Raw genomic sequence first — 25051 nt, forward strand, 5'->3', positions numbered from 1 at the left:
GCTGTGTCCGGGCCCCCTCGCGCTGCCGGAGGCCGCTACTGCTTGCCCGACTGCAGCGCGCGCCGCAGGGGCCGGCCCACCACGCGCCGCGCGCGGCGGTAGACGGACGCCGCGGGGGCCGGGATCGGCGACGCGGCCTTCTGCTTCGCCTTCTGCGCCTTCGCCAGCTCCCGCCGCAACTGCGCGTTGTCCTGGGTGAGTTCGGTCACCTGGGTGTGCAGCCAGCCGAACCGGCTGCTCAGCGAGGCGAGGTCGGTGTCGTTCCACGGCCGGATGCCGGGCGGGAACGTCAGCGACCGCATCCTCTGCTCGAAGGCCGCGCCGCCGTCGCCGTGCGTGAAGGTGTTCCGCAGCCCGTTCTTGTCCAGGAACCCCACGAACCGGTCGAAGCGCTCCGCGTGCCCCCCGACCAGCCCGCTCAGGTCCGCCTGCTCGTACAGCCGGGCCGGATCCGCTGCCTCCGGGTCCTTCGCGACCTCGTCCAGCCGCCGGTGCGGAATCTCGAAGTACCGGCACAGCTCCAGGGTGCGCGAGTCCCCGCACAGCACCGTCGCGGGCGTCCCCGCGAGCAGTGCCGCGATGTTGCCGTGGATGCGGGAGCCGAAGGAGAAGTCGAAGGACCGCAGGTCGTCGATCCAGGTGACCGGGTCGACGTACACCCGTACCTTGTCCTCCCGGTACATCGGGTGGTCCGGGTGGGTGGGGATCGCCTGCACACGGGCGTTCGGGTCGCTGAGGTCGCGCCAGTGCAGCTGCCGCGCGTCGCTGATGTTCTGCCCGATGAAGCACAGGTTCGGGTAGCGGGCGTGGGTACGCGCGATGATCCGGTCCAGGCCCTGCTTCTGCACCGCATTGTGCGAACCGTTCACCGCGATCCGCGACTGCGCGGTCAGACCGGGCACCCGCTTGCGTACGTCGAGCTCGCGGCCGTACAGGAACAGCGACGGGCAGCCGATGACCTCGACGTCGTTGAAGCCCATGTCCCGCAGGTACTGCTCGGTGAACTCGCCGCGCACCCCGATCGAGGCACTGCGGTCCAGCACCGCCGCGCAGAACTCGCGCACGGTCTGCTCCATCGGCTTCAGCCGCGCCGGGTCGTACCCGAGTCCGGTCTGCGCGCCGACACCCAGCACCACCACGGGGATCCGCAGCTTGCCGATCAACCGGGTCAGCCGCTTCAGCCGGCCCTCGAACGAGGGACGGAACGCGTTGGCGAGCGGCACGACGAACGCGTCGTACTCCTCGTTGATCCGGGCCGCCGCCGACACGTCCGTACCGATGCCGTTGGAGACCACCTCGGTCTCCGCCGTCTGGAGGATCTTGTGCGCGGCGTCACTGAAGATCAGGTTGCCGGAGTTGGTGGCGATGACGTCCCGGTGGAGGGCTTCCTCGACGGACAGCACGTCGTACGGGCTTTTGCCCGAGCGCAGCAGAACGCGCTGCACGGGGCGAACAGGGCGAACGGTAGGTGACACAAAGTTCAATCTATGTTGGAACAATATTTAATTTCTACACGCAACCAACGCAACCTTTTTGCCGTACGCGAACGGTGAGCGAACGACTACGCCACGCCTGTCCGGGGGGTGGACCGGTGCGCGCCGACCGATCCACTTCGCGTAGATTGCCGGTCAGGCAGCCGACAGCGCGCGAGGGGACGAAGGCACCGTGGCAAGGGCAAGGCAGGCCGTGGGCGAAGCCCGCAGGATCGTCGTCAAGGTGGGCTCCTCGTCCCTGACCACCGCCGCGGGCGGCCTGGACGCCGACCGCGTCGACGCCCTCGTCGACGTCCTCGCCAAGAGCCGCAGCGGGGGAGAGAAGGAGATCGTCCTCGTCTCCTCCGGCGCCATCGCCGCCGGCCTCGCCCCGCTCGGCCTGCGCCGCCGCCCCAAGGACCTCGCCCGCCAGCAGGCCGCCGCCAGCGTCGGCCAGGGCCTCCTCGTCGCCCGCTACACCGCCTCCTTCGCCCGCTACGGCGTCCGCGTCGGCCAAGTCCTGCTCACCAGCGACGACATGAGCCGCCGCGCCCACCACCGCAACGCCTCCCGCACCCTCGACAAGCTGCTCGCCATGGGCGCCCTCCCCATCGTCAACGAGAACGACACCGTCGCCACCGACGAGATCCGCTTCGGCGACAACGACCGCCTCGCCGCCCTCGTCGCCCACCTCGTCCACGCCGACCTGCTCGTCCTCCTCTCCGACATCGACGGCGTCTACGACGGCGACCCCGGCAAGCCCGGCACCTCCCGGATAGCGGAAGTGAAGGGTCCGGAGGATCTCGCCGGCGTCGAGATCGGCAGCGCGGGCAAGGCCGGCGTCGGCACCGGCGGCATGGTCACCAAGGTGGAGGCCGCCCGCATCGCCGCCGCCGCCGGCATCCCGGTCGTGCTGACCAGCGCCGTCCACGCGGCCGAGGCGCTGGCCGGCGGCGACACCGGCACCTACTTCCACCCCACCGGCAAGCGCTCCGCCGACCGGCTCCTCTGGCTCCAGCACGCCTCCACCCCGCAGGGCGCCCTGACCCTGGACGACGGTGCGGTGGACGCGGTCGTGAAGCGCCGCACCTCGCTCCTGCCCGCCGGAATCGCCGCCGTGGAGGGCGAGTTCAGCGCCGGCGACCCCGTCGAACTGCGCGACACGGCGGGCCGCGCGGTGGCCCGGGGGCTCGTCAACTTCGACGCCAAGGAGATCCCCCGGCTCCTCGGGCGTTCGACCCGAGAGCTGGCGCGCGAGCTGGGCCCCGCGTACGAACGCGAGGTCGTACACAGGGACGACCTCGTGCTGCTGCACCCGTAACTCTCGCAAAACCACTCGTAAAACAGGGCGTAAGGAACGCCCCCGGTGGGGGACGTTCCGTAAAACCACCACGCGGAGCCTTGCGGCCTGCTCAACTTTGTCTCGGGGACATGGTGAAGGGAGGCGTTCCGTCAAGGGGCCGACCGAGCCATACGCGCCATACGAGCCGAGCGAGCCATGCGTGAAGGAGGCCGTTGTGAGACGAGTGCGCCCTGGGGCGGCGTCCCGCGGTGCTCTGACGAGCGTCGCGGCCGGGGACACCTATGAGGAGCCCAAGGACCTGCCCAGGCTGTGGCACGTCACCCTCAGCGTCTCCGGGGAGAAGGTCCCCCTGCCCGAGCTGCGGCGGGCCCTGGAACAGCTCGCCCACGACCACCCCTTCCTGCTGACCAGCAGATACGCGACCGACCACGCGGAGATCCGGTACTGGGAGGAGGCCCGCGACCTGCACGACGCCGCCGCCGTGGCGCTGCGTCTGTGGGGCGAGCACCGGCAGAGCGCCGGACTGCCGCCCTGGGAGATCGTCGGCCTGGAGGTCATCGACCGCGAGACCTACCACCAGCGCATCGCGGAGGGCTACGGGCCCCCACCGGCGACACCCGTAGGGGTACATCCCTTTTGAGCGTTCCTGAGACCTTGTCTCGGGGTTTGGGATGAGCGGTGAGCGCCCCGTCCCGCGCACTACCCTTCCCTCATGACCACGCTCTCGCCGTACGACTCGATGTCCCCGGTCACCCAGGCCGCCTACCGGGCCAAGGCCGCCGCCGCCGACCTCGCGCCGCTCCCGCGCGCCGTGAAGGACGACGCGCTGCTCGCCATCGCCGACGCCCTGGAGGTCCGGACCGCCGAGATCGTCGAGGCCAACGCCAAGGACGTGGCCAAGGCCCGCGAGAACGGCACCAGCGAGGCCATCGTCGACCGGCTCACCCTCACCCCCGAGCGGGTCCGCGCCATCGCCTCCGACGTCCGCGACGTCGCCCAGCTGCCCGACCCGGTCGGCGAGGTCGTCCGCGGCTCCACCCTCCCCAACGGCATCGACCTGCGCCAGGTCCGCGTCCCGCTCGGCGTCGTCGGCATCATCTACGAGGCCCGCCCGAACGTCACCGTCGACGCCGCCGCCCTCTGCCTGAAGTCCGGCAACGCCGTCCTGCTGCGCGGCTCCGCCTCCGCCTACGAGTCCAACACCGCCCTCGTCCGGGTGATCCGGGACGCCGTCGGCGGCGCCGGGCTGCCCGCCGACGCCGTCCAGCTCGTGCCCGGCGAGAGCCGCGACTCCGTCCGCGAGCTGATGCGCGCCCGCGGCCTGGTCGACGTCCTCATCCCGCGCGGCGGCGCCTCCCTGATCCAGACCGTGGTCAACGAGTCCACCGTCCCGGTCATCGAGACCGGCACCGGCAACTGCCACGTCTACGTCGACGCCCAGGCCGACATCGACACGGCCATCGAGATCCTGATCAACTCCAAGGCCCAGCGGGTCAGCGTCTGCAACGCCGCCGAGACCCTCCTCGTCCACCAGGACATCGCCCCCGAGTTCCTGCCGCGCGCCCTGGACGCCCTCGCCGAGGCCGGCGTCACCGTCCACGCCGACGAGCGGGTCATGGCCTACGCCAAGGACTCCAAGGCCACGGTCGTCGAGGCGACGGCGGAGGACTGGGAGACCGAGTACCTCTCGTACGACATCGCCGCCGCCGTGGTGGAATCGCTGGACCGGGCCGTCGAGCACATCCGGCTGTGGACCTCCGGCCACACCGAGGCCATCGTCACCACCTCCCAGCAGGCCGCCCGCCGCTTCACCCAGCTGGTCGACTCCACCACCGTCGCCGTGAACGCCTCCACCCGCTTCACCGACGGCGGCCAGTTCGGCTTCGGCGCCGAGATCGGCATCTCCACCCAGAAGCTGCACGCCCGCGGCCCGATGGGCCTGCCGGAGCTGACCAGCACGAAGTACATCGTCACCGGTGACGGCCACATCCGCCGCTGATCCTCACCCGTTCAGCCGCCCCCGAGCCCGGCGCGGCGCGTCCGAAAGGCGTCTCACCAGTCAGACGAATTTCCATACCGTCTGCCCAAATTGACCCCCCAGGTCTACTCTGGACCCGTGCCGGAGGACGTGGGGGGCACGCCGTTCCCTGACGGCTGGGAGCCCGACGACGACCACGACCACGGGGTGTCGGACGAAGAGTTCGCCTCCGTGGTCTTCGACGAGGCCTTCGTACAGGCGGCCACGGTTCATGAGCCGACCGCCGTCGAACGCCTCCTGGCCGCTGCCCAGGCCAGAGCCGAGGCCTCCGAGGCGGAGGCCCGCCGCGCCCGCGCCAGAGGCGAGCGCTACGACGACGGCTACGACCCCGAGGGCGTCGGATTCGGCCAAGATCGGGACGACGACGAACCGGACGACACCTACGTCCTCGGCGACGGCCCCTACGGCGCTTACGGCAAGCAGGTCCGCTGGCACCGACCCGTGGCCTGGGTCCTCGCCGTCGTGATGGGCATCGGCATGGTCGCCCTCGCCTTCGCCGCCGTCTACCGGGGAGGCTCCTCGGGCAGCCGCGACCGGGTACCGGCCCCCGCCACGACCGGCCTCGAACAGGGCGGCACGGCCACGCCCACCGCCTCCGCCGACCACTCCCGGCCGGCCGTCTCCGCCATCCCGCCCTCCCCCTGAGCGCCCCGCCCGCGTTTGGTGAGAACCTGTCAGAACTTGTCGTGTAGCAGGGCGTTTACCCAGGGCCGCCGAGACCTACTCTGAAAGTATGGGCGGGCCTGGAGACCCACCGGAGGGGGCACCCGAGGGCGGCCCCGGCGGTGCGGAGGACGAATACCGATCCGTCGTCTTCGACGAGTCGTTCGTCCGTGCTGCCCGCCTCCAGGAGTCCTCCGCCCAGGAGCGCATGGCCGACCACGCGCCCGCCGTACGCCGCCGCCCGCCCCTGCACCGCGGACTCACCCGGCAGGCCCTGATCCTCGTCCTGCTGATCGCCGTCGCCTTCGGCACCGCGATCTACATGGGCGTCCGCCACCCCTACAGCTCCCCGCAGACCCGGCGGCCCGTGGAGGCCCTGCGGATGACGGTCATCCCGCTCGCCCCCCAGGGCAAGGTGCCCGGCGCCGCCGACGCCGAGCGCCTGTACGCGCACAGCCCCGCCGCCCCGTTCGAGGCCGGCGCCGAGGGCATACCCCTGCCCGCCACCCGCAGCACCGCCCACTTCTCCGACAGCCAGGTGGTGACCGCCCTCACCACCGTCAAGGACTACATCGTCCGCTCCTCCCTCTACCCCGAGGTGCTCACCGGCCGCGAGGTACGCCCCGCCCGGGCCCTGGTCGACTCGGACCAGCTCGACCAGTTCGACCAGAGCTTCGACCACCCGGCGGCGGACGGCCGGCACGCGCCCACGGGCTGGGTGGTCCGCATCGACCCCGCCCGGGCCCAGCTGGCCGACGACAGGATCCGCGTCTTTGGCAGCCTGCACGCCACCGAGGCCGACTCGGCGGCACTGGAGATCACCGCCGACCACACCTTCGTCTACGCCCTGCGCCCCGCCGGCGCCGCCCCCGACGCCCCCGCGTCCCTCTTCACCGTCCGCCGCGAGCTGACCTTCCGCCTCGACCACGACGACCTGCGCACCCACCAGGTCCAGCTGATCAGCTCCTACGTCCAGGCGGGCCCCCTCGCCTGCGCCGAGGACTCCTCGGCCTACCTCCGCCCCCTCCTGGCCGGCCAGACAGCCAAGTCGGGCGGCCCCGCGGGCACCAACCCCTACGAGACGGACAGCGCGACGGCCCTGTGCGGGACGCTGGCCACTGGGGCTCAGCCGACGGTGTGAGCCGGGGGAGGGCTGCTGAGGAGGGTGGGATCAGGGAGCTCGGCGACCGCCGCGCGGAAATCAGTCGGTCCCGGGGCCCTGCCGGCGTCGGCCACCGACCCCTCGCTGCCGGCCCCGGAAGCCCCCGGCGCTTGAGCGAGGCGCCTACTCCTCGTCCCCGCCGGGCGCGTCTCCCTTGGCCGGCGGCGGGTTCCTGAAGCCGTCGAAGCCGCGGCGGACCCGGCCGCCCAGGTCGCCCGCGCCGCCCGCGAGGTCCGTGACCAGCTTCATCAGCGGGTCCTTGGAGGTCTTCACATCGCTCGCGTAGCTGGCCGCCGACTCGCGGAAGGAGTCGCTGACCGAGGTGTCCTTGTCCTCGCTGCGCCGCGGGTAGTGACCATCCATGATCCGCTGGTAGTCCCGCGACTCGGCCCACTTCTTCAGCTCGGCGGCCCGCACGGTGGTGAACGGGTGCGAGCGGGGCAGCACGTTCAGGATCTTCAGCACGGAGTCGCGCAGATCGCCCCCGGACTCGTACTCCTGGGCCTGCTCCAGGAACGCGTCCACGTTCATCTCGTGCAGATGGTTGCCACCCGCGATCTTCATCAGGCCCCGCATCGAGGCCCGCACGTCCTGGCCCACCAGCAGGCCCGCCCGGTCGGCGGACAGCTCCGACTTGCGGAACCACTCCCGCAGCGCCGTGATGATCGCCATGATCGCCAGATTGCCCAGCGGGATCCAGGCGACCTTCAGCGCGAGGCTCGTCAGGAACAGCAGGATCGTGCGGTACACCGAGTGCCCGGACAGCGCGTGCCCGACCTCGTGCCCGACGACCGCCCGCATCTCCTCCTCGTCGAGCAGCTCCACCAGCCCCGTGCTGACCACGATGATCGGCTCGTCCAGGCCGATGCACATCGCGCTCGGCTGCGGGTCCTGCGTGACGTACATCGGCGGGACCTTCTCCAGGTCCAGGATGTAACAGGCGTCCAGCAGCATGTCGTGCAGGTGCGAGAACTGCCGCTCGGAGACGCGGACCGAGTCGGACAGGAACAGCAGCCTCAGGCTCCGCTCCGGCAGCAGCCCGCTGAGCGCCTTGAAGACGGTGTCGAACCCGCTCAGCTTGCGCAGCGCGACCAGGGCCGAACGGTCGGCCGGGTGCTCGTACGCCCGCGAGGAGATCCCCGGGAAGCGCCTGCGCTGCCTGCTCGGCACGCGCTCGTGCCCCGTGTGCTGGTGGCCGTCGTCGGACATGTCTTCCCCCATGTGCGTGTGAGTGCCGTGCCCCCCGAGGCGGGGCCCAGCCTAGGCGGAGATACCGTGGACAGGCAGTACACCCGAAGGAGTCCACGCCATGGAGCACCACCCCGCAGCCACCTGGCTGACCGAGGCCGCCACGAGTGCCGTCCAGCAGCACGGGTCGGGAAACCTGCTCCGCGTCGTGCTGATCGTGATGGTCCTCGGCTGTGTACTGACCGCCTGGTTCCTGCTGCGCGGCTACAAGCGGAAGGACGACTGACGAGCGGCGAAAGTTCCCCGCCGTCGAACGCCGGATGATCCCTCTGCCGAGCGACGGATGATCCCCCTGCCGAGTGGGGATGATCCCCGCCACGGCTGCCCCGCCGGCGCCCTCCGTCCCCAACGGCGGAGTCGGCGTGATCGCCGCGGGGCCGCCCGCTTACGATGAGCCGACATCTTTATTCCGCCCACACGCGATAGGTCCTGCCGAAGATGAGCCTCCACAGCGCAGCAGCCCAGTTGGTCACCCTTGCCGCCGAGGGCGAGACGCACGGCGGAAACCACAACAGCCTGAACCCGGCCGTCACCGGCGGCAGCGCCCTGGTCATCCTGCTCCTGCTGCTGTGGATCACCACCCGCTTCAACCGCGACCGCTGAACGGGGACCCCGTCCCCGGGCGGACGTCCCAGGCCGGGCCGGTAGGGTCTGCACGCATGGGAGAGCAGGACATGCCTACCGGTCCGGCGTACGAGACGCCCGACGACACGGTGAAGCACCCGCAGCAGCACGGGCCGGGCACCGGCCCCGCCCACACGGGCAAGCGGCGCCTGGGCGTCATGGGCGGGACCTTCGACCCGATCCACCACGGGCACCTCGTGGCGGCCAGTGAGGTCGCCGCGCAGTTCCAGCTGGACGAGGTGGTGTTCGTCCCCACCGGCCAGCCGTGGCAGAAGTCCCACCGCAAGGTCTCCCCGGCAGAGGACCGCTACCTGATGACGGTCATCGCGACCGCCGAGAACCCGCAGTTCTCCGTCAGCCGCATCGACATCGACCGCGGCGGCCCCACCTACACCGTGGACACCCTGCGCGATCTGCGTGCCCTCAACCCGGACACGGACCTCTTCTTCATCACCGGCGCCGACGCCCTCGCCCAGCTGCTGACCTGGCGCGACTCGGAGGAACTGTTCTCCCTCGCGCACTTCATCGGCGTCACCCGCCCCGGCCACCACCTGACCGACCCGGGCCTGCCGGAAGGCGGCGTCTCGCTCGTCGAGGTGCCGGCGCTCGCCATCTCCTCCACCGACTGCCGCGCGAGAGTCGCCAAGGGAGACCCCATCTGGTACATGGTGCCGGACGGAGTCGTGCGCTACATCGACAAGCGCGAGCTGTACCGCGGCGAGTGAGCCGAGAGGGGCACCGGTGAACGACCGATACGACGCGGGGTACGGAGACGGTCCCTACGAACTCGTCGGCTACGACGAGTACGGCCGGCCCGTGTACCGGCAGGTCCCGGCACAACAGGCCTCCCACGGGCAACAGTCTGCGCAGGCTCAGCAGGGAACCTACGACCCGTACGCCCAGCAGCAGGGCTACGGCTACGACCCCTACGCCACCGGCCAGCAGCCGTCGGCGCCCTCCTACGGCTCCGGCCAACAGCCGCCCGCCTACGACCCCTACGGCTCCCAGACCGCGTACGACCCGTACGCCACCACCCAGGACGCCACGGGCTACGACCCCTACGGGCAGGCGGCGACCAGCGGGCAGCAGTCCCGGGTCGCCGAGCAGACCGCCTACATCCCGCAGCAGGCCGGCCCCGCGGAGGACACCCGGATCCCGGAGGAGACCGAGCCCGCCGCGGGCGGGGCCCCGGACGAACCGGACTACCGCACCGAGCAGTTCGCCTTCGTCGAGGAGCCGGACGGCGACTCCGAGGACGTCATCGACTGGCTGAAGTTCACGGAGAACCGCACCGAGCGCCGCGAGGAGGCCCGCCGCCGCGCCCGCAGCCGGGTCATCGCCCTCCTCGTCGTCCTCGCCCTCGTTGCGGTCGGCGGCGTCGGCTACCTCTGGTTCGCGGGGAAGCTGCCCGGCCTGTCCTCCTCCGACGACAAGACCGGCACCGCCACGCCGGTCGCCGCCCAGAAGCGCGACGTGCTCGTCGTCCATCTGCACAACACCGGCAAGGGCGGCACCTCCACGGCGCTGCTGGTCGACAACACGACCACCAAGCAGGGCACCACGGTCCTGCTGCCCAACTCCCTCGCGCTGACCGGCGACGACGGCTCCACCACGACCCTCGCCAAGTCCGTGGACGAGGACGGCACCTCCGGCACCCGCGACCAGCTCGACACGGTCCTCGGCACCAGCATCCAGGGCACCTGGCGGCTCGACACCCCCTACCTGCAGAACCTCGTCGAACTCGTCGGCAACATCGAGATCGACACCGACACCGACGTGCCCGACCCGGAGGCCAAGAAGAAGGGCGCCGCGCCCCTCGTCCACAAGGGCCAGGACCAGACCCTCAGCGGCAAGATGGCCGTCGCCTACGCCACCTACCGCGCCGCCGGTGAGTCCCAGAACGCCCAGCTGGAGCGGTTCGGCCAGGTCATGCAGGGTGTGCTGCGGAAGATGTCCTCCGACCCGTCGTCCGCGACCACCACTGTGCAGACCCTCGCGCAGATCCTGGACCCGCCGCTCACCGACAAGGACCTCGGCGCCTTCCTCGCCAAGCTGGCCGACCTCGCCAAGAGCGGCGACTACAAGACCGCCCTGCTGCCCGTGCAGACCGACGGCACGCTCAGCGCGCAGACCAGCGACAGCGTGGTGAAGGACATCCTCGGCGGCACCGCCAAGAGCCCCGACGCCGGCTCCGCGGTCCGGGTCTCCGTCCAGAACGCCACCGGTGTGAAGGACGACACGGAGAAGGCCCGCGTCGTGCTCCTCAACGGCGGCTTCACCTTCCTGGAGGGAGGCAGCGCCTCCGGCACCCGGGCCACCTCGAAGGTGATCTACGCGGACGCCGCCGACAAGGCGAACGCCACCGAGGTCGCCGAGACCCTCGGCCTGCCGGCCGGCTCGGTCGCCAAGGGCAGTGTCTCCTCCGGAGCCGACGTCTCGGTGGTCCTCGGCAGCGACTACAAGCCGTCCTCGTCCTGACCACGAGCCGCCTCCCCCTCCGGGGCGCGGCCGCGGCCACCCCACGTGCTGCCGTAAACACGTGGGGTGCGCCGGGCGGTCCGTGAGACCCTTGATGGCAAAAGACCGCCGACGGAAAGCCATGTAGTGACCGCCACCGACCGTTCCCTTGAGCTCATCAACACCGCCGCCCAGGCGGCGGCCGACAAGCTCGCCCATGACGTCATCGCCTACGACGTGAGCGACGTGCTGTCGATCACGGACGCCTTCCTGCTGGCATCCGCGCCGAACGACCGCCAGGTCAAGGCCATCGTCGACGAGATCGAGGAGCGCCTGCAGAAGGACCTCGGCGCCAAGCCGGTCCGCCGCGAGGGCGACCGCGAGTCCCGTTGGATCCTGCTCGACTACGTCGACATCGTCGTCCACGTCCAGCACAGCGAGGAGCGCGTCTTCTACGCCCTGGAGCGGCTGTGGAAGGACTGCCCCGAGCTGGAGCTGCCCGCCGACGCCAAGGCCACCCGCGGCAAGGCCGAGGAGCACGCGAGGCTGCAGGCCGCGGAGGCCGACCAGGAGCCGGGCGGGGAGTGGTGATGACCGCTACCGGTGAGGTGACCGACCGCAAGGGCCGGGGCCGCCGCGTCATCCTGTGGCGGCACGGCCAGACCTCGTGGAACGTGGAGCGCCGCTTCCAGGGCACCACGGACGTCGAGCTGACCGAGACCGGCATCGGCCAGGCCCGCCGTGCCGCCCGGCTGCTCGCCTCCCTGCAGCCCGACGCGATCGTCTCCTCGGACCTGCAGCGTGCCGCGCACACGGCCGCCGAGCTGGCCGCCCTCACCAGCCTCGACGTCACCCGCGAGGAGGGCCTGCGCGAGACCTACGCGGGCGTCTGGCAGGGGCTGACGCACGACGAGATCATCGCCCGCTACGGCGAGGAGTACGCCGCCTGGAAGCGCGGCGAGGCCGTCCGCCGCGGCGGCGGCGAACTGGAGACCGAGGTCGCCGACCGCGCCGCCCCCGTCGTGCTGCGGCACACCGAGAAGCTGCCCGAGGACGGCACCCTCGTCGTCGTCAGCCACGGCGGCACCATCCGCACCACCATCGGCCGGCTCCTCGGCCTGGAGGCCCGGCACTGGGAGAGCCTCGGCGGCCTCTCCAACTGCTGCTGGTCCGTGCTCGGCGAGGGCGCCCGCGGCTGGCGCCTGCTGGAGCACAACGCGGGCACGCTCCCGGAGCCCGTCCTCGGCGACGACGACTGACCGTCCCGAGGGCCCCCGACCCCGGATTTCACTTTCTGGCAGGTCACAGGCTAAAGTTCTTCTTGTTCGCCCCGCCGAGCGGGAAGAACGCCAGGGGCTATAGCTCAGTTGGTAGAGCGCCTGCATGGCATGCAGGAGGTCAGGAGTTCAATTCTCCTTAGCTCCACTGATCGACACTCTGTTGAGTTGTCAAAGATCGGTGATGAGGATCCCGTCCCCGCAGGGGGCGGGATTTTCTGCGTTCAGTCGCGTTCAGTTGCGGATGATCTCATCGACCTCCTCGCTCCCGTGTGCCGGCGGCCGCAGCCGATCTCTCCGCTCCCGCAGCAGCGCGATCTTCGCCCGCGCCTCCTCGTCGTCCGGGGTGTAGACCACGATCCGGCACTCGGGCATCCCGTCGATGGACAGCGACTGCGAGGTCATCCGCATCTCGCCCACCGCCGCGTGCCGGAACGTCTTCACCCGGGGTCCAGGAGGCACCACTTCACCGCTCGCCCACAGCTCCGCGAACCAGGGGCTCGCCGCCGACAGCCCGCGTATGTACTCCTCCCAGGCCGGCTCGCCCACATGTCTGCCGTAGGACGACCGCAGAGTCGCCACCATCAACGGCAGCTCCTCCTTCCGGTGCACCAGCGGGCAGGTGCCCTCCGGCAGCGTGAACAGCGTCCACAGCGCGTTCGGCACACCGATCCCGAGGGTCTCCGGCACCAGGAACAGGTCCCGGTAGGCCGCGTTGGTGGCCAGGACGTCGTACCGCGAGTTGTAGACCACGGCCAGCATCGGGTCGAGGGCGTCGATGATGCTCTGGACCTCCGGGCTGATCCGCCGGGTCAGGCCCCCCGGATCCGGCTCGAACGGCACCTCCGCCAGCCGGTACAGGTGCTCCCGCTCCGGCGCGTCCAGCCGCAGGGTGCGCGCCACCGCGTCCAGCACCTGGGGCGAGGCGTTGATCGGCCGGCCCTGCTCCAGCCACGTGTACCAGGTCACGCCCACGCCCGAGAGCTGCGCGACCTCCTCCCGGCGCAGCCCGGGCGTGCGCCGCCGCAGGCCCGGTGGCATCCCCACATCCGCCGGTGTGACCCGCCCCCGCCTGTTGCGCAGAAAGGCGGCCAGCTCCGGCCTGCGCCGCTGTGTCCTCGTCCCCATCGTCCAGCCCCCGTCATTCCCCGTCTCCATCGTCGGCACCCGGACCCGCCCCTGCCAGGTGCTGGCAGTACCAGCATCGGCGGGCACTCGGCACCGGTACCGGCCCGTCGTCACGCTCGACGCCATGACGACGACATCCCGGACCGGGCCGGGCACCGAGCCCTTCCCGAACCCTGCGATCAGTGAACCATCCACCACTGACAGTGACGCTCCGACCGCCGGCCGGGCCGCATCACCCGTCACGGACAGTGAAGCACTCGCCACTGACAATCGGCCCCGGCTGCTGCTCGGTGCGCTGCTCGCCGCCCTGTTCATGGCGGCCCTCGACGTCTTCATCGTGAACGTCGCGGCGCCCACGATCGGTTCCGAGCTGCACGCCTCGGGCGCCGACCTGCAGCTGGTGATCGCCGGCTACGCCATCACCTACTCCGTCCTGCTGATCACCGGCGCCCGACTCGGCGACCGGCTCGGCCACGGCCGGGTCCACCTCGCCGGACTGGCCCTGTTCACCGCGGCCTCCCTCGCCTGCGGACTGGCACGGGGCTCGACCGAGCTGATCGTGTTCCGGCTGGTGCAGGGCGCGGGCTCGGCGCTGATGATCCCGCAGGTGCTCAGCCTCATCCAGCGCACCTTCACCGGCGAGGCCCGGGCGCGGGCGCTCGGCGCCTACTCGGCGGTCCTGGCCGTCGGCGCGGCGGCCGGACAGGTCGTCGGCGGGGTGCTGGTCAGCGCCGACCTGTTCGGCGCCGGCTGGCGGCCGGTGTTCCTGGTCAATGTGCCGGTCGGCGCCGTGCTGCTCCTGCTGGGCCGACGGGTCCTGCCGCTGGGCCGTCCCGGCGGACGGGAGCGGGCCCGGGCGCTCGACCTGCCCGGCCTGGTGCTGCTCGGTGCCGCCGTGTCGCTCCTGACGGTGCCGCTGGTGCTCGGGCAGGAGGAGGGCTGGCCGCTGTGGTCCTGGCTGTCGCTGGCCGCATCCGTGGTGCTGTTCGCCCTGTTCTGCGGCTACGAGTCCCGGCTGGCCCGGCGCGGCGGCGCCCCGCTCATCACTCCCCGGGTGGTGCGGCATCCCGGCATCGGGCGGGCCGTCTTCCGGATCCTCGCCGTGATGTCCGTCAACGCAGGTTTCCTGTTCGCGCTGACCCTGCACGTCCAGGGCGGCCTCGGCTACAGCGCCCTGCGGGCCGGACTGGGCTTCGCGCCGACCGCGGCCGCCTTCGGCGCGGTCAGCCTCACCTGGCGGAAGTGGCCGCCTGCCTGGCAGCGGGCTCTCGCACCGGCGGGATTCGCGCTCACCGCGGTGTCCGTCGCCGTCGTGGGGCTCGCCTTCCACGGTGGAGGTGACGGGGGAGCGGCCCTGTACGCGGGGTACGTGGGCACGGGCGCCGGGCTGGCGCTCGCGTTCAGTCCGACGCTCACCGGTGCGCTGGCCACCGTGCGGCCCGAGGACGCGGCGGACGCCAGCGGGCTGCTGGCCACGGTCGCGCAACTCGGTCAGCTGATCGGCGTCGCGGCTTTCGGCACACTGTTCCTGAACCGGCTTGAGTCGTTCGGGGCTCTGCGGTCGTATAGCTCTGCGGAGGCGTTCTCGGTATGCGCCTGGGCGCTGGCCGGAACGGCTGCGGTGGGGGCCGTGTCCGGACTGGTACTGAGGCGTCGCTGACCGTATTGCTCCGGCCGTGGCAGAATCAAACGGCCGGAAGGGGGCGCGGCCCGACGGGAGGGAGTAGCGATGCCTGCGAGCATCCTTGAGGAGGTCGGCCACCTCCTCGGTGCGGCGTTGATACGGGATACGACCACCCGGTTGAGCTGCCCTTCCTGCGGTTCCGCGCACGTGGCCCAAGTTCTCGGCGACAATGGCGGAATCTCCTACGTGTGCACGGCCTGCGGCCACAGCTGGAGCTGATCGATGGGTGCACACAGGCGAAAGTGCGACTGGTGCGGGAGCGGTACACCGATCGTCCGTGACATGGAGCCGATCAATCCCGATTACCAGTACTGGTGCGAGGAATGCGCGCGGGCGCTGATCATAAAAGGCGACCCGATCGAGACGTACCGGGAACTGGAGGGTGAGCCGATCTACGGCCGCCTCCTGGAGGAGCACTGCACGCTCAAGAGGTTCTACCAGTTCGTCACGGCTTGACCCGGACCTCACCGGGCGCGGTTGGCGGCAACGATGTCCGGGCCAGCGCCAGGAAGAGCGCGCCGGCCCCTCCGTAGAGGGCGGACAGCGTCAATTCCGCGCCTGCGAGGTGCAGTTCGGGCCGACCGTGCCCGTGCGGCACCCACCAGGGGGCGTACGAGCAGAAGACCAGCAGCGTGCCCGGGGCCGCCGCCCGGTGCCCGCGTGTCCAGAGCAGCAGCACCAGCGGCACGCACCACACCCAGTGGTGGGTCCACGACACCGGGCTGACCAGCAGGGCGGTGACCGCGCACGTGCACACCGCCCAGTCCCGGCGCCCCCGCAACTCCGCCCGCACGGCCACCGCGAGGCCCAGCAAGGCCACCACGGCCGCGGAGACCGCCCAGAGGGCTCCCGGGTCGGGCGTGTGCAGAAAGCGGGCCAGGGCGCCGCGCAGGGCCTGGTTGGCGGTGTCCTGGGCCTGCCCGGCCCGGCCGGCGCGGAACACCATGTCCGTCCAGAACCGCCAGGAGTCGTACGGCAGGACGGCCGCCGCCAGCAGGGTCGCCCCGGCGAACGCGACGGCCGCCCCGCGCGCGTGCCGCAGCCACGGGCCTTGGCGTCCGCCTTTCAGCCGGGCCACGAGCCCCGTGGCCAGCAGGAACACAGGGAACAGCGCGGGCGTCAGCTTGACCGCCGCGGCCAGCCCGAGGCCCACCCCCGTCCAGCGGTCGCACCCGCCGGCGGGGCGGCGGGTCAGGTCCCACAGCACCAGGACGGCCAGCAGCAGGTTGATCTGGCCGTACCGCAGGGTCGTCCATACCGGCTCGCACCACACGGCCGGCGCCGAGACCCACCAGGCGGTCTCCACGCGCGCGTGGCCGACGAGTCTCAGCGACAGCCGGACGAACACCACCAGCAGCGCGAGGTTGCCGGCCGTCGCCAGCGGGCGCAGCAGCGCGAGGTCCAGCAGGGGCAGGGGGGTGAACAGCAGGGCCGCGAACGGCGGGTAGGTGGTGGGCAGGTGCGCGGCCGTCGCGCGCAACGCGTACAGGTCGCCGCCGGCCCGTACGACGGCACCCTCGGCCCGGTAGACCATCAGGTCGATCATCGACACGTGCGCGGCCCGCTGAGCGGCCCAGAACGCCGTGAACGACACCAGGCACACCACCGGGGCGACCGGGACGTGGCGGTGCGCTGCGGGCGACGCGATCTTGGCCATGAAACCCGACATTAGCTGCCGTATCGGCACGAAGCCGAAACCGATTTGGTGCTGCGCCGACGGGCCTGTAATGTTTACGTCGTCGCCGGGGGAACCGGGCGAAACAACAAAACAAGGGGCTATAGCTCAGTTGGTAGAGCGCCTGCATGGCATGCAGGAGGTCAGGAGTTCAATTCTCCTTAGCTCCACAGAAATCGAAGGCGGATCATCCTGGTGGATGATCCGCCTTCGGCGTGTTCCGGAACACATGACACGCGCGAGCGGAACGGCGGGTCACCCGGTTCGGGTGACCCGCCGTTCCGCTGTGTCAGCGACCCAGCGCGCGCCGGCCGCGTCCCTGGGAGACGACCGGAAGGTTGCGCGAGGGAGCCTGCCCGCGCGTGTCCTCCTCGATGCGCAGGGCGAGGGCCGGGCAACGGCGCACCGCGCGCAGCGCCTTCGCCTCCGCGTAGCGCGGCACCTGTGCCTGGGCGACCGTCGGGAATCCGTCGGCACCCAGCTCGAACACCTCGGGGAGGATGTCCGCGCACAGCCCGTGCCCCCGGCAGAGCGTCCAGTCGACGTAGATCTTCTGGCGGCTGCCGCCGGTCTCCTCGGGCTCTGCGCCGCCCGGGACGCCCGTTGGAGCCCTGCCCCCCTCGAAGAGCGGCAGAACACCCTCCACGGGCCGTCCGCAGCCGTTTCCGAGGACGTGCGCGGCCAGGTCGTCCGTGAACGCCTTGATGGTCGACTCCAGGAACATCGCCGAGCCGTCCGGGTGCGAACACGCCCCGCGCCGCTTCACGTTCTTCGCGACCTGTTTCAGCGCCTCCAGGGCGGCCGGTCCGCCGCCGTTCAGGATGTCCTCCATGCCGCGCGCGGCGGCGGGCAGTCCGAGGTAGCAGGGCCCGCACTGGCCGGCGCTCTCCTCGGCCAGCCACTGCGCGACCCGTAGCGACTCGCCCAGCGGGCACGTGTCCTGGCTGATCGGCAGGATCGCGCCCGCGCCCAGCGAACCGCCCACCGCGTCGAGCGAGTTGCGCGAGACGATCGCCTCGTTGACGGTCGCCGCGTCGATCCACTTGCCGTGATAGCCGCCGGTCAGCACGCCCTGCGGCACCGGCGGGGCGCCCGCCAGCTGCAGCACGTAGCGCAGCGGCACGCCCGTGGGGACCTCGATCACCATCGGGCGGGCGACCGCGCCGGACACGGTGAGCATCACGGTTCCCGGTTCGTCGTACAGGCCGGTGTTGCCGTAGCGCTCCGGGCCGATGCGGGCGGCGATGGCCAGCTGGGCGAACGTCTCGGCGTTCGACAGCAGCGTGGGCGCGCCGCCCACGCCGCTCTGCGAGGCGCTGATCTTGCGGCCGGGCGGGATCGCCGGGCCGCCGTCGACCGAGCGGATCAGCGAGGCCGCGGCGCCGGTGACCATGCGCACCGGATTGCGCTGCACCCACGCGCGTAGCGCCGATCTACGGCTGTTGCTCAGGCCTCGCTCGGCGAGCGCGGCCTCCATGGAGCGCTGTGTGGACTCCCGGGTGACGCCGATCACGAGCGTGCGCGCGCCGAGCGCCTCGGCGCACAGCAGGGCGCCGTCCAGGATGAGGTGCGGGGCACGGTTGATCAGCACCGTGTCCTTGCGGCAGGCCGGTTCGTCCTCGCTGCCGTTGACCACGACGACCGGCCGCACCCCGCGCTTGATCGCCGCCTCGGCGACCGAGCGCAGCTTCTTGTGGAAGGGGAAGCCGGCGCCGCCACGGCCCTTGAGGTTGATGCGTTCGGCGAGCTGGGCGAGCTGTTCGCCGCCCAGCGGGTCGAGCGGCCCGTGCACCTTCAGGTGCATGGGCAGATCGAGCCGCTCCACAAGGTCGAAGCCCGACGTGAGCTGGGGAAGCCCGACCACGCGGACTTCTGGTACGTCGGGCAGGGCCTCGTTCACTTAAAGCCTCCGGAAGGCGTGTTCCAAGGTTCGCCCGAACCCGGCGCCTCGTATGAGGAACCGGGCAGCGTTTCGGTGGCGGGACCGCTGTTGTACGTGTCACCTGGGTTGTACGTGCCGTAGAGGCCGTTTGTCTCACCGGTGTCGTACACGTCACTTCCGCCGTATCCGGCAGTGCCCGGATTGCCGTAGACCGGGATGTTGTATCCGGTGTCCTGGAGCGGGTCGTACGCGGACGGCGGGGCCTCGCCGACCGGGGGCGGGGACGGGATCGGCCAGCTGCCCGAGGTGCTGGAGGGGCCGTCCACGCGCGGGATGGCCTCCGTGGGCTGCAGATCCAGCGGCAGGTCCATGCGGGCGGTCCGGTCGGTCGCGAAGGGCTGCTGAGGGCGGTCCGGCGTGGACACCGCCCGGTAGGCCGCCGCGAAACCGGACGCGGGCTCGGCGGCCGGGGGCTGGGCGACCGGCGTCTGGTAGAGCGGGGCCGCCGCCGTGTCGGCGGCCGAGGGCCGCGGCTCCCGCCGGCGCTCGAAGCCGGGCACCGCCGACTCGGCCACCCGGGAGCGGCTCGCGTCCAGCTCGTCGAGTCCGGGCCGCTCCGAACTGCCGAACAGGGCCACCAGCCGGTCGGCGACCTTGCGCTTGACCGGGCGCGGCGCGGCGCGCAGCGCCACCGCGCCCATCACGCCGAGCAGGGCGAGGCTGTAGAGGATCACGAAGATCGGCTTGGCCGATCGACCCGCGTAGAGGCCGTGGATCAGCGCCGCGCACCAGGCCGGGTAGGCCAGCATGTGCATGGCCCGCCAACGGGCGGCGACCGGGGCCGGGGTGGCGAAATTGCTGCGCAGGGCGCCGGTGATGCCCACGAAGATCATCAACAGGCCCGCGAGCGAGCCCAGTCCGATCAGGCCGGCGATCCCGGAGACGCCGAGCGAGAACGGGATGATCGCGGCGATCAGCTCGGTGTGGCCGAGCGCGATCTTCGTGGTGATGTGCAGCAGCAGGAACGCGATCGAGGCGACCGCGGTCGTCCGGTGCACCGCCTGGCCGACGATCCGTTGTCGTGTGTTCAGGAAGATCCGGTCCTGGGCGAACAGGCCCCAGATCACCGAGCAGCTCAGCGAGACGAGGGACAACACGCCCGCGCCGAAGTTCAGGAACTCGCGGAACTGGCTGCCTCCGACCAGCACGACCACGGGTATCAGCAGCAGGACTACAGCGGACGCCACCCCATAGGCCGAACGGCCGGGTTTGGGGAGCGAGCTGGTACTACGACGAGGGTTCATGGGGGCAACTCCGAGCAGTTTCGGGAAAGCGGTCCCGCTGCCGCACTCTAAGTGGCGCCATACCGATCAGTACGGGGTTTGAGTTATTGCGTTGTTATCAACAGACAATGCGACGGGGGCGGTGTCCCTTAGGGGACGGTACGCGAAGTAATTGTTGACCTTTGTTCAGTTCCGGCGGGCTTCGTGACATGTCCACCAGGGATACGTAAGCGCGTCGCGGCTTGCTCAAGGGCTGCGGTACCCTAGCGCCATGCGTGCCGTACGCCTTCTGCTTAGCGGGCCGCGCTGATCAGTACCGACCCCGGTCAACCGTGAGGTCGGCATCGGCGCGGCGTCCCCTCCTGTGTGAGGGGATTTTTCGTTTCTTTGAATGTCAAGCCGCAGGCAGAGACGATCGATGGAGCTTTGAGGATCATGAGCGAGACGAACCCCGCTGCTACCGCTGCCGCGTCGGCGGAGGCCGCGCCGCACCGCTACACGGCCGCCATGGCAGCCGAGATCGAGGCACGCTGGCAGGACTTCTGGGACGCCGACGGAACCTACGCCGCGCCGAACCCCACGGGCGACCTGGCGGGCGATCCCGAGCTGGCCGCCAAGCCCAAGAAGTTCATCATGGACATGTTCCCGTACCCCTCCGGTGCGGGTCTGCACGTCGGCCACCCGCTGGGCTACATCGCCACCGACGTCTACGCCCGGTTCCAGCGCATGACCGGCCACAACGTCCTGCACACCCTGGGATTCGACGCCTTCGGCCTGCCCGCCGAGCAGTACGCGGTGCAGACCGGCACGCACCCGCGCGTGTCCACCGAGGCCAACATGGAGAACATGAAGGCCCAGCTGCGTCGGCTGGGCCTGGGTCACGACAAGCGCCGGTCGTTCGCCACGATCGACCCGGAGTACTACAAGTGGACCCAGTGGATCTTCCTGCAGATCTTCAACTCCTGGTACGACGACGAGGCGAAGAAGGCCCGCCCGATCTCCGGCCTGATCGCCCAGTTCGAGAGCGGCGAGCGTGCCGTACCCGGTGACCACGGGCGCGCGTGGAACGAACTGACCGCCGCCGAGCGCTCCGACGTCCTGGGCGAGTACCGCCTGGCCTACGCCTCCGACGCGCCCGTCAACTGGTGCCCCGGTCTGGGCACCGTGCTGGCCAACGAGGAGGTCACCGCCGACGGCCGCTCCGAGCGCGGCAACTTCCCGGTCTTCAAGGCCAAGCTGCGCCAGTGGAACATGCGCATCACCGCCTACGCCGACCGGCTGCTGGAGGACCTGGAGGAGCTGGACTGGCCCGAGGCCATCAAGCTGCAGCAGCGCAACTGGATCGGCCGCAGCGAGGGCGCCCGCGTCGACTTCCCGATCGACGGCGAGCGCATCACGATCTTCACCACCCGCCCGGACACCCTGTTCGGCGCGACCTACATGGTGCTGGCGCCCGAGCACCCGCTGGTCGACAAGTTCACCCCCGAGGCATGGCCCGAGGGCACGCACGACGTGTGGACCGGCGGCCACGCCACCCCGGCCGAGGCCGTCGCCGCCTACCGCGCGCAGGCCGCCTCGAAGTCCGACGTGGAGCGGCAGGCCGAGGCCAAGGACAAGACCGGCGTCTTCACCGGCGCGTTCGCGATCAACCCGGTCAACGGCGAGCAGATCCCGGTCTTCATCGCCGACTACGTCCTGATGGGCTACGGCACCGGCGCGATCATGGCCGTTCCGGGTCACGACACCCGCGACTTCGCCTTCGCGCGCGCCTTCGAGCTGCCGATCCGCTGTGTGGTCGAGCCGACCGACGGCCGCGGCACCGACCCCTCCACCTGGGACGACGCCTTCGTCTCCTACGACGCCAAGATCGTCAACTCCGACAGCGACGACGTGCGGCTGAACGGCCTGGGCGTGGTCGACGCCAAGGCGCGCATCACCGAGTGGCTGGCCCGCAAGGGCATCGGCGAGGGCACCGTCAACTTCCGGCTGCGCGACTGGCTGTTCAGCCGCCAGCGCTACTGGGGCGAGCCCTTCCCGATCGTCTACGACGAGGACGGCGTCGCCCACGCGCTGCCCGAGTCGATGCTGCCGCTGGAGCTGCCCGAGGTCGAGGACTACAGCCCGCGCACCTTCGACCCGGACGACGCCGACACCCAGCCCGAGACGCCGCTGTCGCGCAACGAGGAATGGGTCAACGTCACCCTGGACCTGGGCGACGGCCCCAGGAAGTACCGCCGCGAGACCAACACCATGCCCAACTGGGCCGGTTCCTGCTGGTACGAGTTCCGCTACCTGGACCCGCACAACGACCGGAAGCTGGTCGACCCGGAGATCGAGCAGTACTGGATGGGACCGCGCGCGGGCCAGCCGCACGGCGGTGTCGACCTGTACGTCGGCGGCGCCGAGCACGCCGTGCTGCACCTGCTGTACGCCCGCTTCTGGTCCAAGGTCCTGTATGACCTGGGGCACGTCTCCTCCGCCGAGCCGTTCCACAAGCTGTTCAACCAGGGCATGATCCAGGCCTACGTCTACCGCGACAGCCGCGGCATCGCGGTTCCGGCCGCCGAGGTCGAGGAGCGGGACGGCGCGTACTACTACCAGGGCGAGAAGGTCAGCCGCCTGCTGGGCAAGATGGGCAAGTCCCTGAAGAACGCGGTGACTCCGGACGAGATCGCCGCCGAGTACGGCGCCGACACGCTGCGCCTGTACGAGATGGCCATGGGCCCGCTGGACGTCTCCCGCCCGTGGGACACGCGCGCGGTGGTCGGCCAGTTCCGGCTGCTGCAGCGGCTGTGGCGCAACATCGTCGACGAGAACACCGGCGAGGTCACCGTCACCGACGCCGAGCCCGACGACGAGACCCTGCGCGCCCTGCACAAGGCCATCGACGGCGTGCGCCAGGACCTGGAGGGCCTGCGCTTCAACACCGCCATCGCCAAGGTCACCGAGCTGAACAACCACCTGACCAAGGCCGGTGCCGCGGTGCCGCGGTCCGTGGCCGAGCCGCTGGTGCTGATGATCGCCCCGCTGGCCCCGCACATCGCCGAGGAACTGTGGCGCAAGCTGGGCCACACCGACTCGATCGTCCACCGGGACTTCCCCGTCGCCGACCCGAACTACGTCGTCGACGAGACCGTGACCTGCGTCGTGCAGATCAAGGGCAAGGTCAAGGCCCGGCTGGAGGTGCCGCCCGCCATCTCCGAGGAGGAGCTGGAGAAGGTGGCCCTGGCCGACGAGAAGGTCGTCGCCGCGCTGGGCGGCGCGGGCATCCGCAAGGTGATCGTGCGGGCACCGAAGCTGGTGAACATCGTTACAGCGTGACGACCGGGCACCGGCTGGATCCGGCGTCGGGGTAGTCCCCTACGGGCAGGTTCGGGGTTCTTCCGGAACTCCGGGCCTGCCCGCTGCGTTTACCGTGGAGAGCGAAGCGGCTTGCGCCGTGCCGGCCGGAGGAGGAGCGTCATGGAAGTAGTGCTGACCGTGTTCGCCCTGCTCTTCCTGCTCTTCGTCGGCCTGGGCGCGTACGCCACGGTCAAAGCCGTCGGCGCCGCCAAACGCGGCGTGGACCGGACCATCGCGCAGGCCCGCCGCACCGTCGAGGACCACACCCTGCGCGCCAAGTCCTTCGCCCAGCCCGGACCGGCCGGCGAGATCGCCCAGCTGCGGCTCGACCTGCGCACGTCCATGCGCGCCACCCAGGACACGCTGCACGCGGGCGTTGCCGAGGACGAGTCGCTGAAGGAGTCCCTCGGCCTCTTCGAGCGGCTCAGCGTGCACGGGCACGAGCTGGACGCCGACCTCAAGCGTCTGGAGTCCGAGCCCGACCGGGCCACGCTCGCCGAGCGCCTGCCCGAGCTGCGCAGCCGCACCGAGCGGATCACCAAGTCCGCGGACTCCCTGCGCTGGGCCGTCCGCGACCGGGCCCGCCGCTTCGCCGACGACGACCTGGGCACCCTCAGCGCCCAGATCGACATCGAGGCCGGCGCCCTGCGCCACTGGACGCGGAGCGAGCCCGGCCAGGCACCCCCGCCATGGCCCGAGGCGCCCGCCCCGGCCCCCGCCGACGGCCCGGCCACGGACCAGACATGGCCGAAGCCGGCCGGGTCCCGGGCCGCCGAGGAGCCCGCTCCCGAGGCGATCGCCCCGCCGTCATGGCGCCCCACCTCCCCCTGGCAGAAGAAGCCCCGCCCCGAGACCACCACATGAGCGGCCCGCTCCAGGAACGCACCACAGGGGCCGGGCTGCCGCGCGAGCGCTACGGCAGGTAACCTCCAGCTCATGTCCCGCCATGTCGCGATCGTCACCGATTCAACGGCCTACCTGCCGCCCCGGACGATGGAGCGTCACGGCATCACCGCGGTCCCGCTGACCGTGGTCCTCGGCGACCAGGCCCTCGAAGAGGGCACCGAGATCTCGACCCGCTCCCTGGCCCAGGCACTGCAGAAGCGGCGCTCCGTCACCACCTCCCGGCCCAGCCCACAGGTGTTCGCGGAGACCTACCGCAGGGTCGCCGAGTCCGGCGCGAGCGGCATCGTCTCCCTGCACCTGTCCGCCGAGCTGTCCGGCACCTACGACGCGGCGGTCCTCGCGGCGCGTGAGGCACCGGTGCCCGTGCGGGTCGTGGACACCGGGATGGTCGCGATGGCGCTCGGCTTCTGCGCACTCGCCGCGGCCGAGGCCGCGGAGGCCGGCGGCACGCTGGACGAAGCCGTCACGGCGGCCGAGAAGCGCGCCGCGGGCACGTCCGCCTACTTCTACGTCGACACCCTCGACTATCTGCGCCGCGGCGGCCGTATCGGCGCCGCACAGGCGCTGCTGGGCTCCGCGCTCGCCGTCAAACCCCTGCTCCAGTTGGACGGCGGCCGCATCGAGCTGCTCGAAAAGGTCCGTACGGCGTCCCGGGCGATCGCACGCCTGGAGGAGCTGACCGCTGAGCGGGCGGGCAGCGCCGCGGTCGACATCGCCGTTCACCACCTCGCCGCCCCCGACCGTGCCGCCGCCCTCGCCGACCGGCTGCGGGCCCGCGTTCCGGGCCTGGCCGACCTGCATGTCAGCGAGGTCGGAGCGGTGATCGGGGCACACACCGGGCCCGGGCTGCTGGGCGCGGTCGTCTCGCCTCGATGACACCGGGACTCCCGCGGCCGGCCTCGCACTT

The 25051-nt window shown here is 71.2% G+C and carries 22 protein-coding genes and 2 tRNA genes; 18 read left to right on the plus strand and 6 right to left on the minus strand.

Annotated features, from left to right (window positions below; genetic code table 11):
* Positions 1-35 precede the first annotated feature (35 nt).
* Entirely contained in the window at positions 36-1445 is a 1410-nt protein-coding gene (locus ABZ937_RS32845; protein WP_361697137.1) for a polysaccharide pyruvyl transferase family protein, read from the minus strand.
* A 241-nt stretch (positions 1446-1686) separates the two neighbouring features.
* Between ABZ937_RS32845 and proB the strand changes: the two genes are divergently transcribed.
* From proB to ABZ937_RS32870, 5 genes are all read left to right on the plus strand, one after another.
* Positions 1687-2793, plus strand: a complete 1107-nt coding sequence (proB, locus tag ABZ937_RS32850) for a glutamate 5-kinase (protein ID WP_361697279.1) — start codon at positions 1687-1689, stop codon at positions 2791-2793.
* A 196-nt stretch (positions 2794-2989) separates the two neighbouring features.
* The gene (locus tag ABZ937_RS32855) at positions 2990-3415 is read left to right on the plus strand and encodes a hypothetical protein (protein ID WP_361697139.1); all 426 of its coding nucleotides are present in this window, start codon (positions 2990-2992) and stop codon (positions 3413-3415) included.
* 72 nt (positions 3416-3487) lie between these two features.
* Positions 3488-4774 (plus strand): glutamate-5-semialdehyde dehydrogenase, encoded by a 1287-nt coding sequence (locus ABZ937_RS32860; protein ID WP_361697141.1) that lies wholly within the window; start codon positions 3488-3490, stop codon positions 4772-4774.
* A gap of 90 nt (positions 4775-4864) precedes the next feature.
* Complete coding sequence (locus ABZ937_RS32865; protein WP_361697143.1) at positions 4865-5458, plus strand: hypothetical protein; 594 nt, start codon at positions 4865-4867, stop codon at positions 5456-5458.
* 88 nt (positions 5459-5546) lie between these two features.
* The gene (locus ABZ937_RS32870; protein ID WP_361697145.1) at positions 5547-6617 is read left to right on the plus strand and encodes a hypothetical protein; all 1071 of its coding nucleotides are present in this window, start codon (positions 5547-5549) and stop codon (positions 6615-6617) included.
* A gap of 144 nt (positions 6618-6761) precedes the next feature.
* On the opposite strand, the gene ABZ937_RS32875 is transcribed toward ABZ937_RS32870, so the two are convergent.
* Complete coding sequence (locus tag ABZ937_RS32875) at positions 6762-7847, minus strand: M48 family metallopeptidase (RefSeq protein ID WP_361697147.1); 1086 nt, start codon at positions 7845-7847, stop codon at positions 6762-6764.
* Positions 7848-7947: 100 nt separating this feature from the next.
* Between ABZ937_RS32875 and ABZ937_RS32880 the strand changes: the two genes are divergently transcribed.
* The 7 genes from ABZ937_RS32880 to ABZ937_RS32910 all read left to right on the plus strand — a co-directional run bounded on the left by ABZ937_RS32880 (position 7948) and on the right by ABZ937_RS32910 (position 12392).
* Positions 7948-8112, plus strand: a complete 165-nt coding sequence (locus tag ABZ937_RS32880; protein WP_361697149.1) for a hypothetical protein — start codon at positions 7948-7950, stop codon at positions 8110-8112.
* A 212-nt stretch (positions 8113-8324) separates the two neighbouring features.
* Positions 8325-8489, plus strand: a complete 165-nt coding sequence (locus tag ABZ937_RS32885) for a hypothetical protein (protein WP_361697151.1) — start codon at positions 8325-8327, stop codon at positions 8487-8489.
* A gap of 71 nt (positions 8490-8560) precedes the next feature.
* A complete protein-coding gene (nadD, locus tag ABZ937_RS32890; RefSeq protein ID WP_361697153.1) occupies positions 8561-9235 on the plus strand; it encodes a nicotinate-nucleotide adenylyltransferase in 675 nt (224 codons plus the stop codon).
* 16 nt (positions 9236-9251) lie between these two features.
* The gene (locus tag ABZ937_RS32895) at positions 9252-10988 is read left to right on the plus strand and encodes an LCP family protein (protein ID WP_361697155.1); all 1737 of its coding nucleotides are present in this window, start codon (positions 9252-9254) and stop codon (positions 10986-10988) included.
* A 126-nt stretch (positions 10989-11114) separates the two neighbouring features.
* Entirely contained in the window at positions 11115-11558 is a 444-nt protein-coding gene (gene rsfS, locus ABZ937_RS32900; RefSeq protein ID WP_361697157.1) for a ribosome silencing factor, read from the plus strand.
* Positions 11558-12226, plus strand: coding sequence for a histidine phosphatase family protein (locus tag ABZ937_RS32905; protein ID WP_361697159.1), 669 nt, complete (start codon positions 11558-11560; stop codon positions 12224-12226). The genes rsfS and ABZ937_RS32905 overlap by 1 nt, the downstream gene beginning before the upstream one ends.
* Before the next feature lie 93 nt (positions 12227-12319).
* A tRNA-Ala gene (locus ABZ937_RS32910) sits at positions 12320-12392 on the plus strand.
* 86 nt (positions 12393-12478) lie between these two features.
* Here the strand turns inward: ABZ937_RS32910 and ABZ937_RS32915 are convergent.
* Positions 12479-13372, minus strand: a complete 894-nt coding sequence (locus ABZ937_RS32915; RefSeq protein WP_361697161.1) for a helix-turn-helix transcriptional regulator — start codon at positions 13370-13372, stop codon at positions 12479-12481.
* A gap of 295 nt (positions 13373-13667) precedes the next feature.
* Between ABZ937_RS32915 and ABZ937_RS32920 the strand changes: the two genes are divergently transcribed.
* Positions 13668-15032, plus strand: a complete 1365-nt coding sequence (locus ABZ937_RS32920) for an MFS transporter (RefSeq protein WP_361697281.1) — start codon at positions 13668-13670, stop codon at positions 15030-15032.
* A gap of 246 nt (positions 15033-15278) precedes the next feature.
* Positions 15279-15512 (plus strand): hypothetical protein, encoded by a 234-nt coding sequence (locus tag ABZ937_RS32925; RefSeq protein WP_030653820.1) that lies wholly within the window; start codon positions 15279-15281, stop codon positions 15510-15512.
* Here ABZ937_RS32925 and ABZ937_RS32930 read toward each other — a convergent pair.
* Entirely contained in the window at positions 15502-16713 is a 1212-nt protein-coding gene (locus tag ABZ937_RS32930; protein WP_361697163.1) for a glycosyltransferase 87 family protein, read from the minus strand. The genes ABZ937_RS32925 and ABZ937_RS32930 overlap by 11 nt on opposite strands.
* Before the next feature lie 115 nt (positions 16714-16828).
* On the opposite strand from ABZ937_RS32930, the gene ABZ937_RS32935 reads away from it, so the two are divergent.
* Positions 16829-16901 (plus strand) — tRNA-Ala (locus tag ABZ937_RS32935).
* Between the two features lie 119 nt (positions 16902-17020).
* Here ABZ937_RS32935 and ABZ937_RS32940 read toward each other — a convergent pair.
* Positions 17021-18631, minus strand: a complete 1611-nt coding sequence (locus ABZ937_RS32940) for an NADH-ubiquinone oxidoreductase-F iron-sulfur binding region domain-containing protein (protein WP_361697165.1) — start codon at positions 18629-18631, stop codon at positions 17021-17023.
* The gene (locus tag ABZ937_RS32945; RefSeq protein ID WP_361697167.1) at positions 18628-19917 is read right to left on the minus strand and encodes a cytochrome b/b6 domain-containing protein; all 1290 of its coding nucleotides are present in this window, start codon (positions 19915-19917) and stop codon (positions 18628-18630) included. Before ABZ937_RS32945 ends, ABZ937_RS32940 begins: the two co-directional genes overlap by 4 nt.
* Before the next feature lie 414 nt (positions 19918-20331).
* Between ABZ937_RS32945 and leuS the strand changes: the two genes are divergently transcribed.
* The 3 genes from leuS (at position 20332) to ABZ937_RS32960 (ending at position 25020) form a co-directional block, all read left to right on the plus strand.
* Positions 20332-23217 carry a leucine--tRNA ligase gene (leuS, locus tag ABZ937_RS32950; RefSeq protein WP_361697169.1) on the plus strand — a complete coding sequence of 962 codons (2886 nt, stop codon included), beginning with the start codon at positions 20332-20334 and terminating at the stop codon, positions 23215-23217.
* 141 nt (positions 23218-23358) lie between these two features.
* On the plus strand, positions 23359-24102 hold the full coding sequence (locus tag ABZ937_RS32955; protein ID WP_361697171.1) for a hypothetical protein: 744 nt from the start codon (positions 23359-23361) through the stop codon (positions 24100-24102).
* A 72-nt stretch (positions 24103-24174) separates the two neighbouring features.
* Entirely contained in the window at positions 24175-25020 is an 846-nt protein-coding gene (locus tag ABZ937_RS32960; protein ID WP_361697173.1) for a DegV family protein, read from the plus strand.
* The last annotated feature ends 31 nt before the right edge of the window (positions 25021-25051 follow it).

The organism is Streptomyces sp. NPDC046727 (genome assembly GCF_040645635.1).
Lineage (GTDB): Bacteria > Actinomycetota > Actinomycetes > Streptomycetales > Streptomycetaceae > Streptomyces.

Excerpts from the sequence above, each read along its gene's own strand:
- ABZ937_RS32860 (WP_361697141.1), top strand. The coding sequence starts at position 3,488 with ATGACCACGCTCTCGCCGTACGACTCGATGTCCCCGGTCACCCAGGCC.
- ABZ937_RS32870 (WP_361697145.1), top strand. The coding sequence starts at position 5,547 with ATGGGCGGGCCTGGAGACCCACCGGAGGGGGCACCCGAGGGCGGCCCC.
- ABZ937_RS32875 (WP_361697147.1), bottom strand. The coding sequence starts at position 7,847 with ATGTCCGACGACGGCCACCAGCACACGGGGCACGAGCGCGTGCCGAGC.
- ABZ937_RS32880 (WP_361697149.1), top strand. The coding sequence starts at position 7,948 with ATGGAGCACCACCCCGCAGCCACCTGGCTGACCGAGGCCGCCACGAGT.
- ABZ937_RS32885 (WP_361697151.1), top strand. The coding sequence starts at position 8,325 with ATGAGCCTCCACAGCGCAGCAGCCCAGTTGGTCACCCTTGCCGCCGAG.
- nadD (WP_361697153.1), top strand. The coding sequence starts at position 8,561 with ATGCCTACCGGTCCGGCGTACGAGACGCCCGACGACACGGTGAAGCAC.
- ABZ937_RS32905 (WP_361697159.1), top strand. The coding sequence starts at position 11,558 with ATGACCGCTACCGGTGAGGTGACCGACCGCAAGGGCCGGGGCCGCCGC.
- ABZ937_RS32915 (WP_361697161.1), bottom strand. The coding sequence starts at position 13,372 with ATGGGGACGAGGACACAGCGGCGCAGGCCGGAGCTGGCCGCCTTTCTG.
- ABZ937_RS32925 (WP_030653820.1), top strand. The coding sequence starts at position 15,279 with ATGGGTGCACACAGGCGAAAGTGCGACTGGTGCGGGAGCGGTACACCG.
- ABZ937_RS32930 (WP_361697163.1), bottom strand. The coding sequence starts at position 16,713 with ATGGCCAAGATCGCGTCGCCCGCAGCGCACCGCCACGTCCCGGTCGCC.
- ABZ937_RS32945 (WP_361697167.1), bottom strand. The coding sequence starts at position 19,917 with ATGAACCCTCGTCGTAGTACCAGCTCGCTCCCCAAACCCGGCCGTTCG.
- leuS (WP_361697169.1), top strand. The coding sequence starts at position 20,332 with ATGAGCGAGACGAACCCCGCTGCTACCGCTGCCGCGTCGGCGGAGGCC.
- ABZ937_RS32955 (WP_361697171.1), top strand. The coding sequence starts at position 23,359 with ATGGAAGTAGTGCTGACCGTGTTCGCCCTGCTCTTCCTGCTCTTCGTC.
- ABZ937_RS32960 (WP_361697173.1), top strand. The coding sequence starts at position 24,175 with ATGTCCCGCCATGTCGCGATCGTCACCGATTCAACGGCCTACCTGCCG.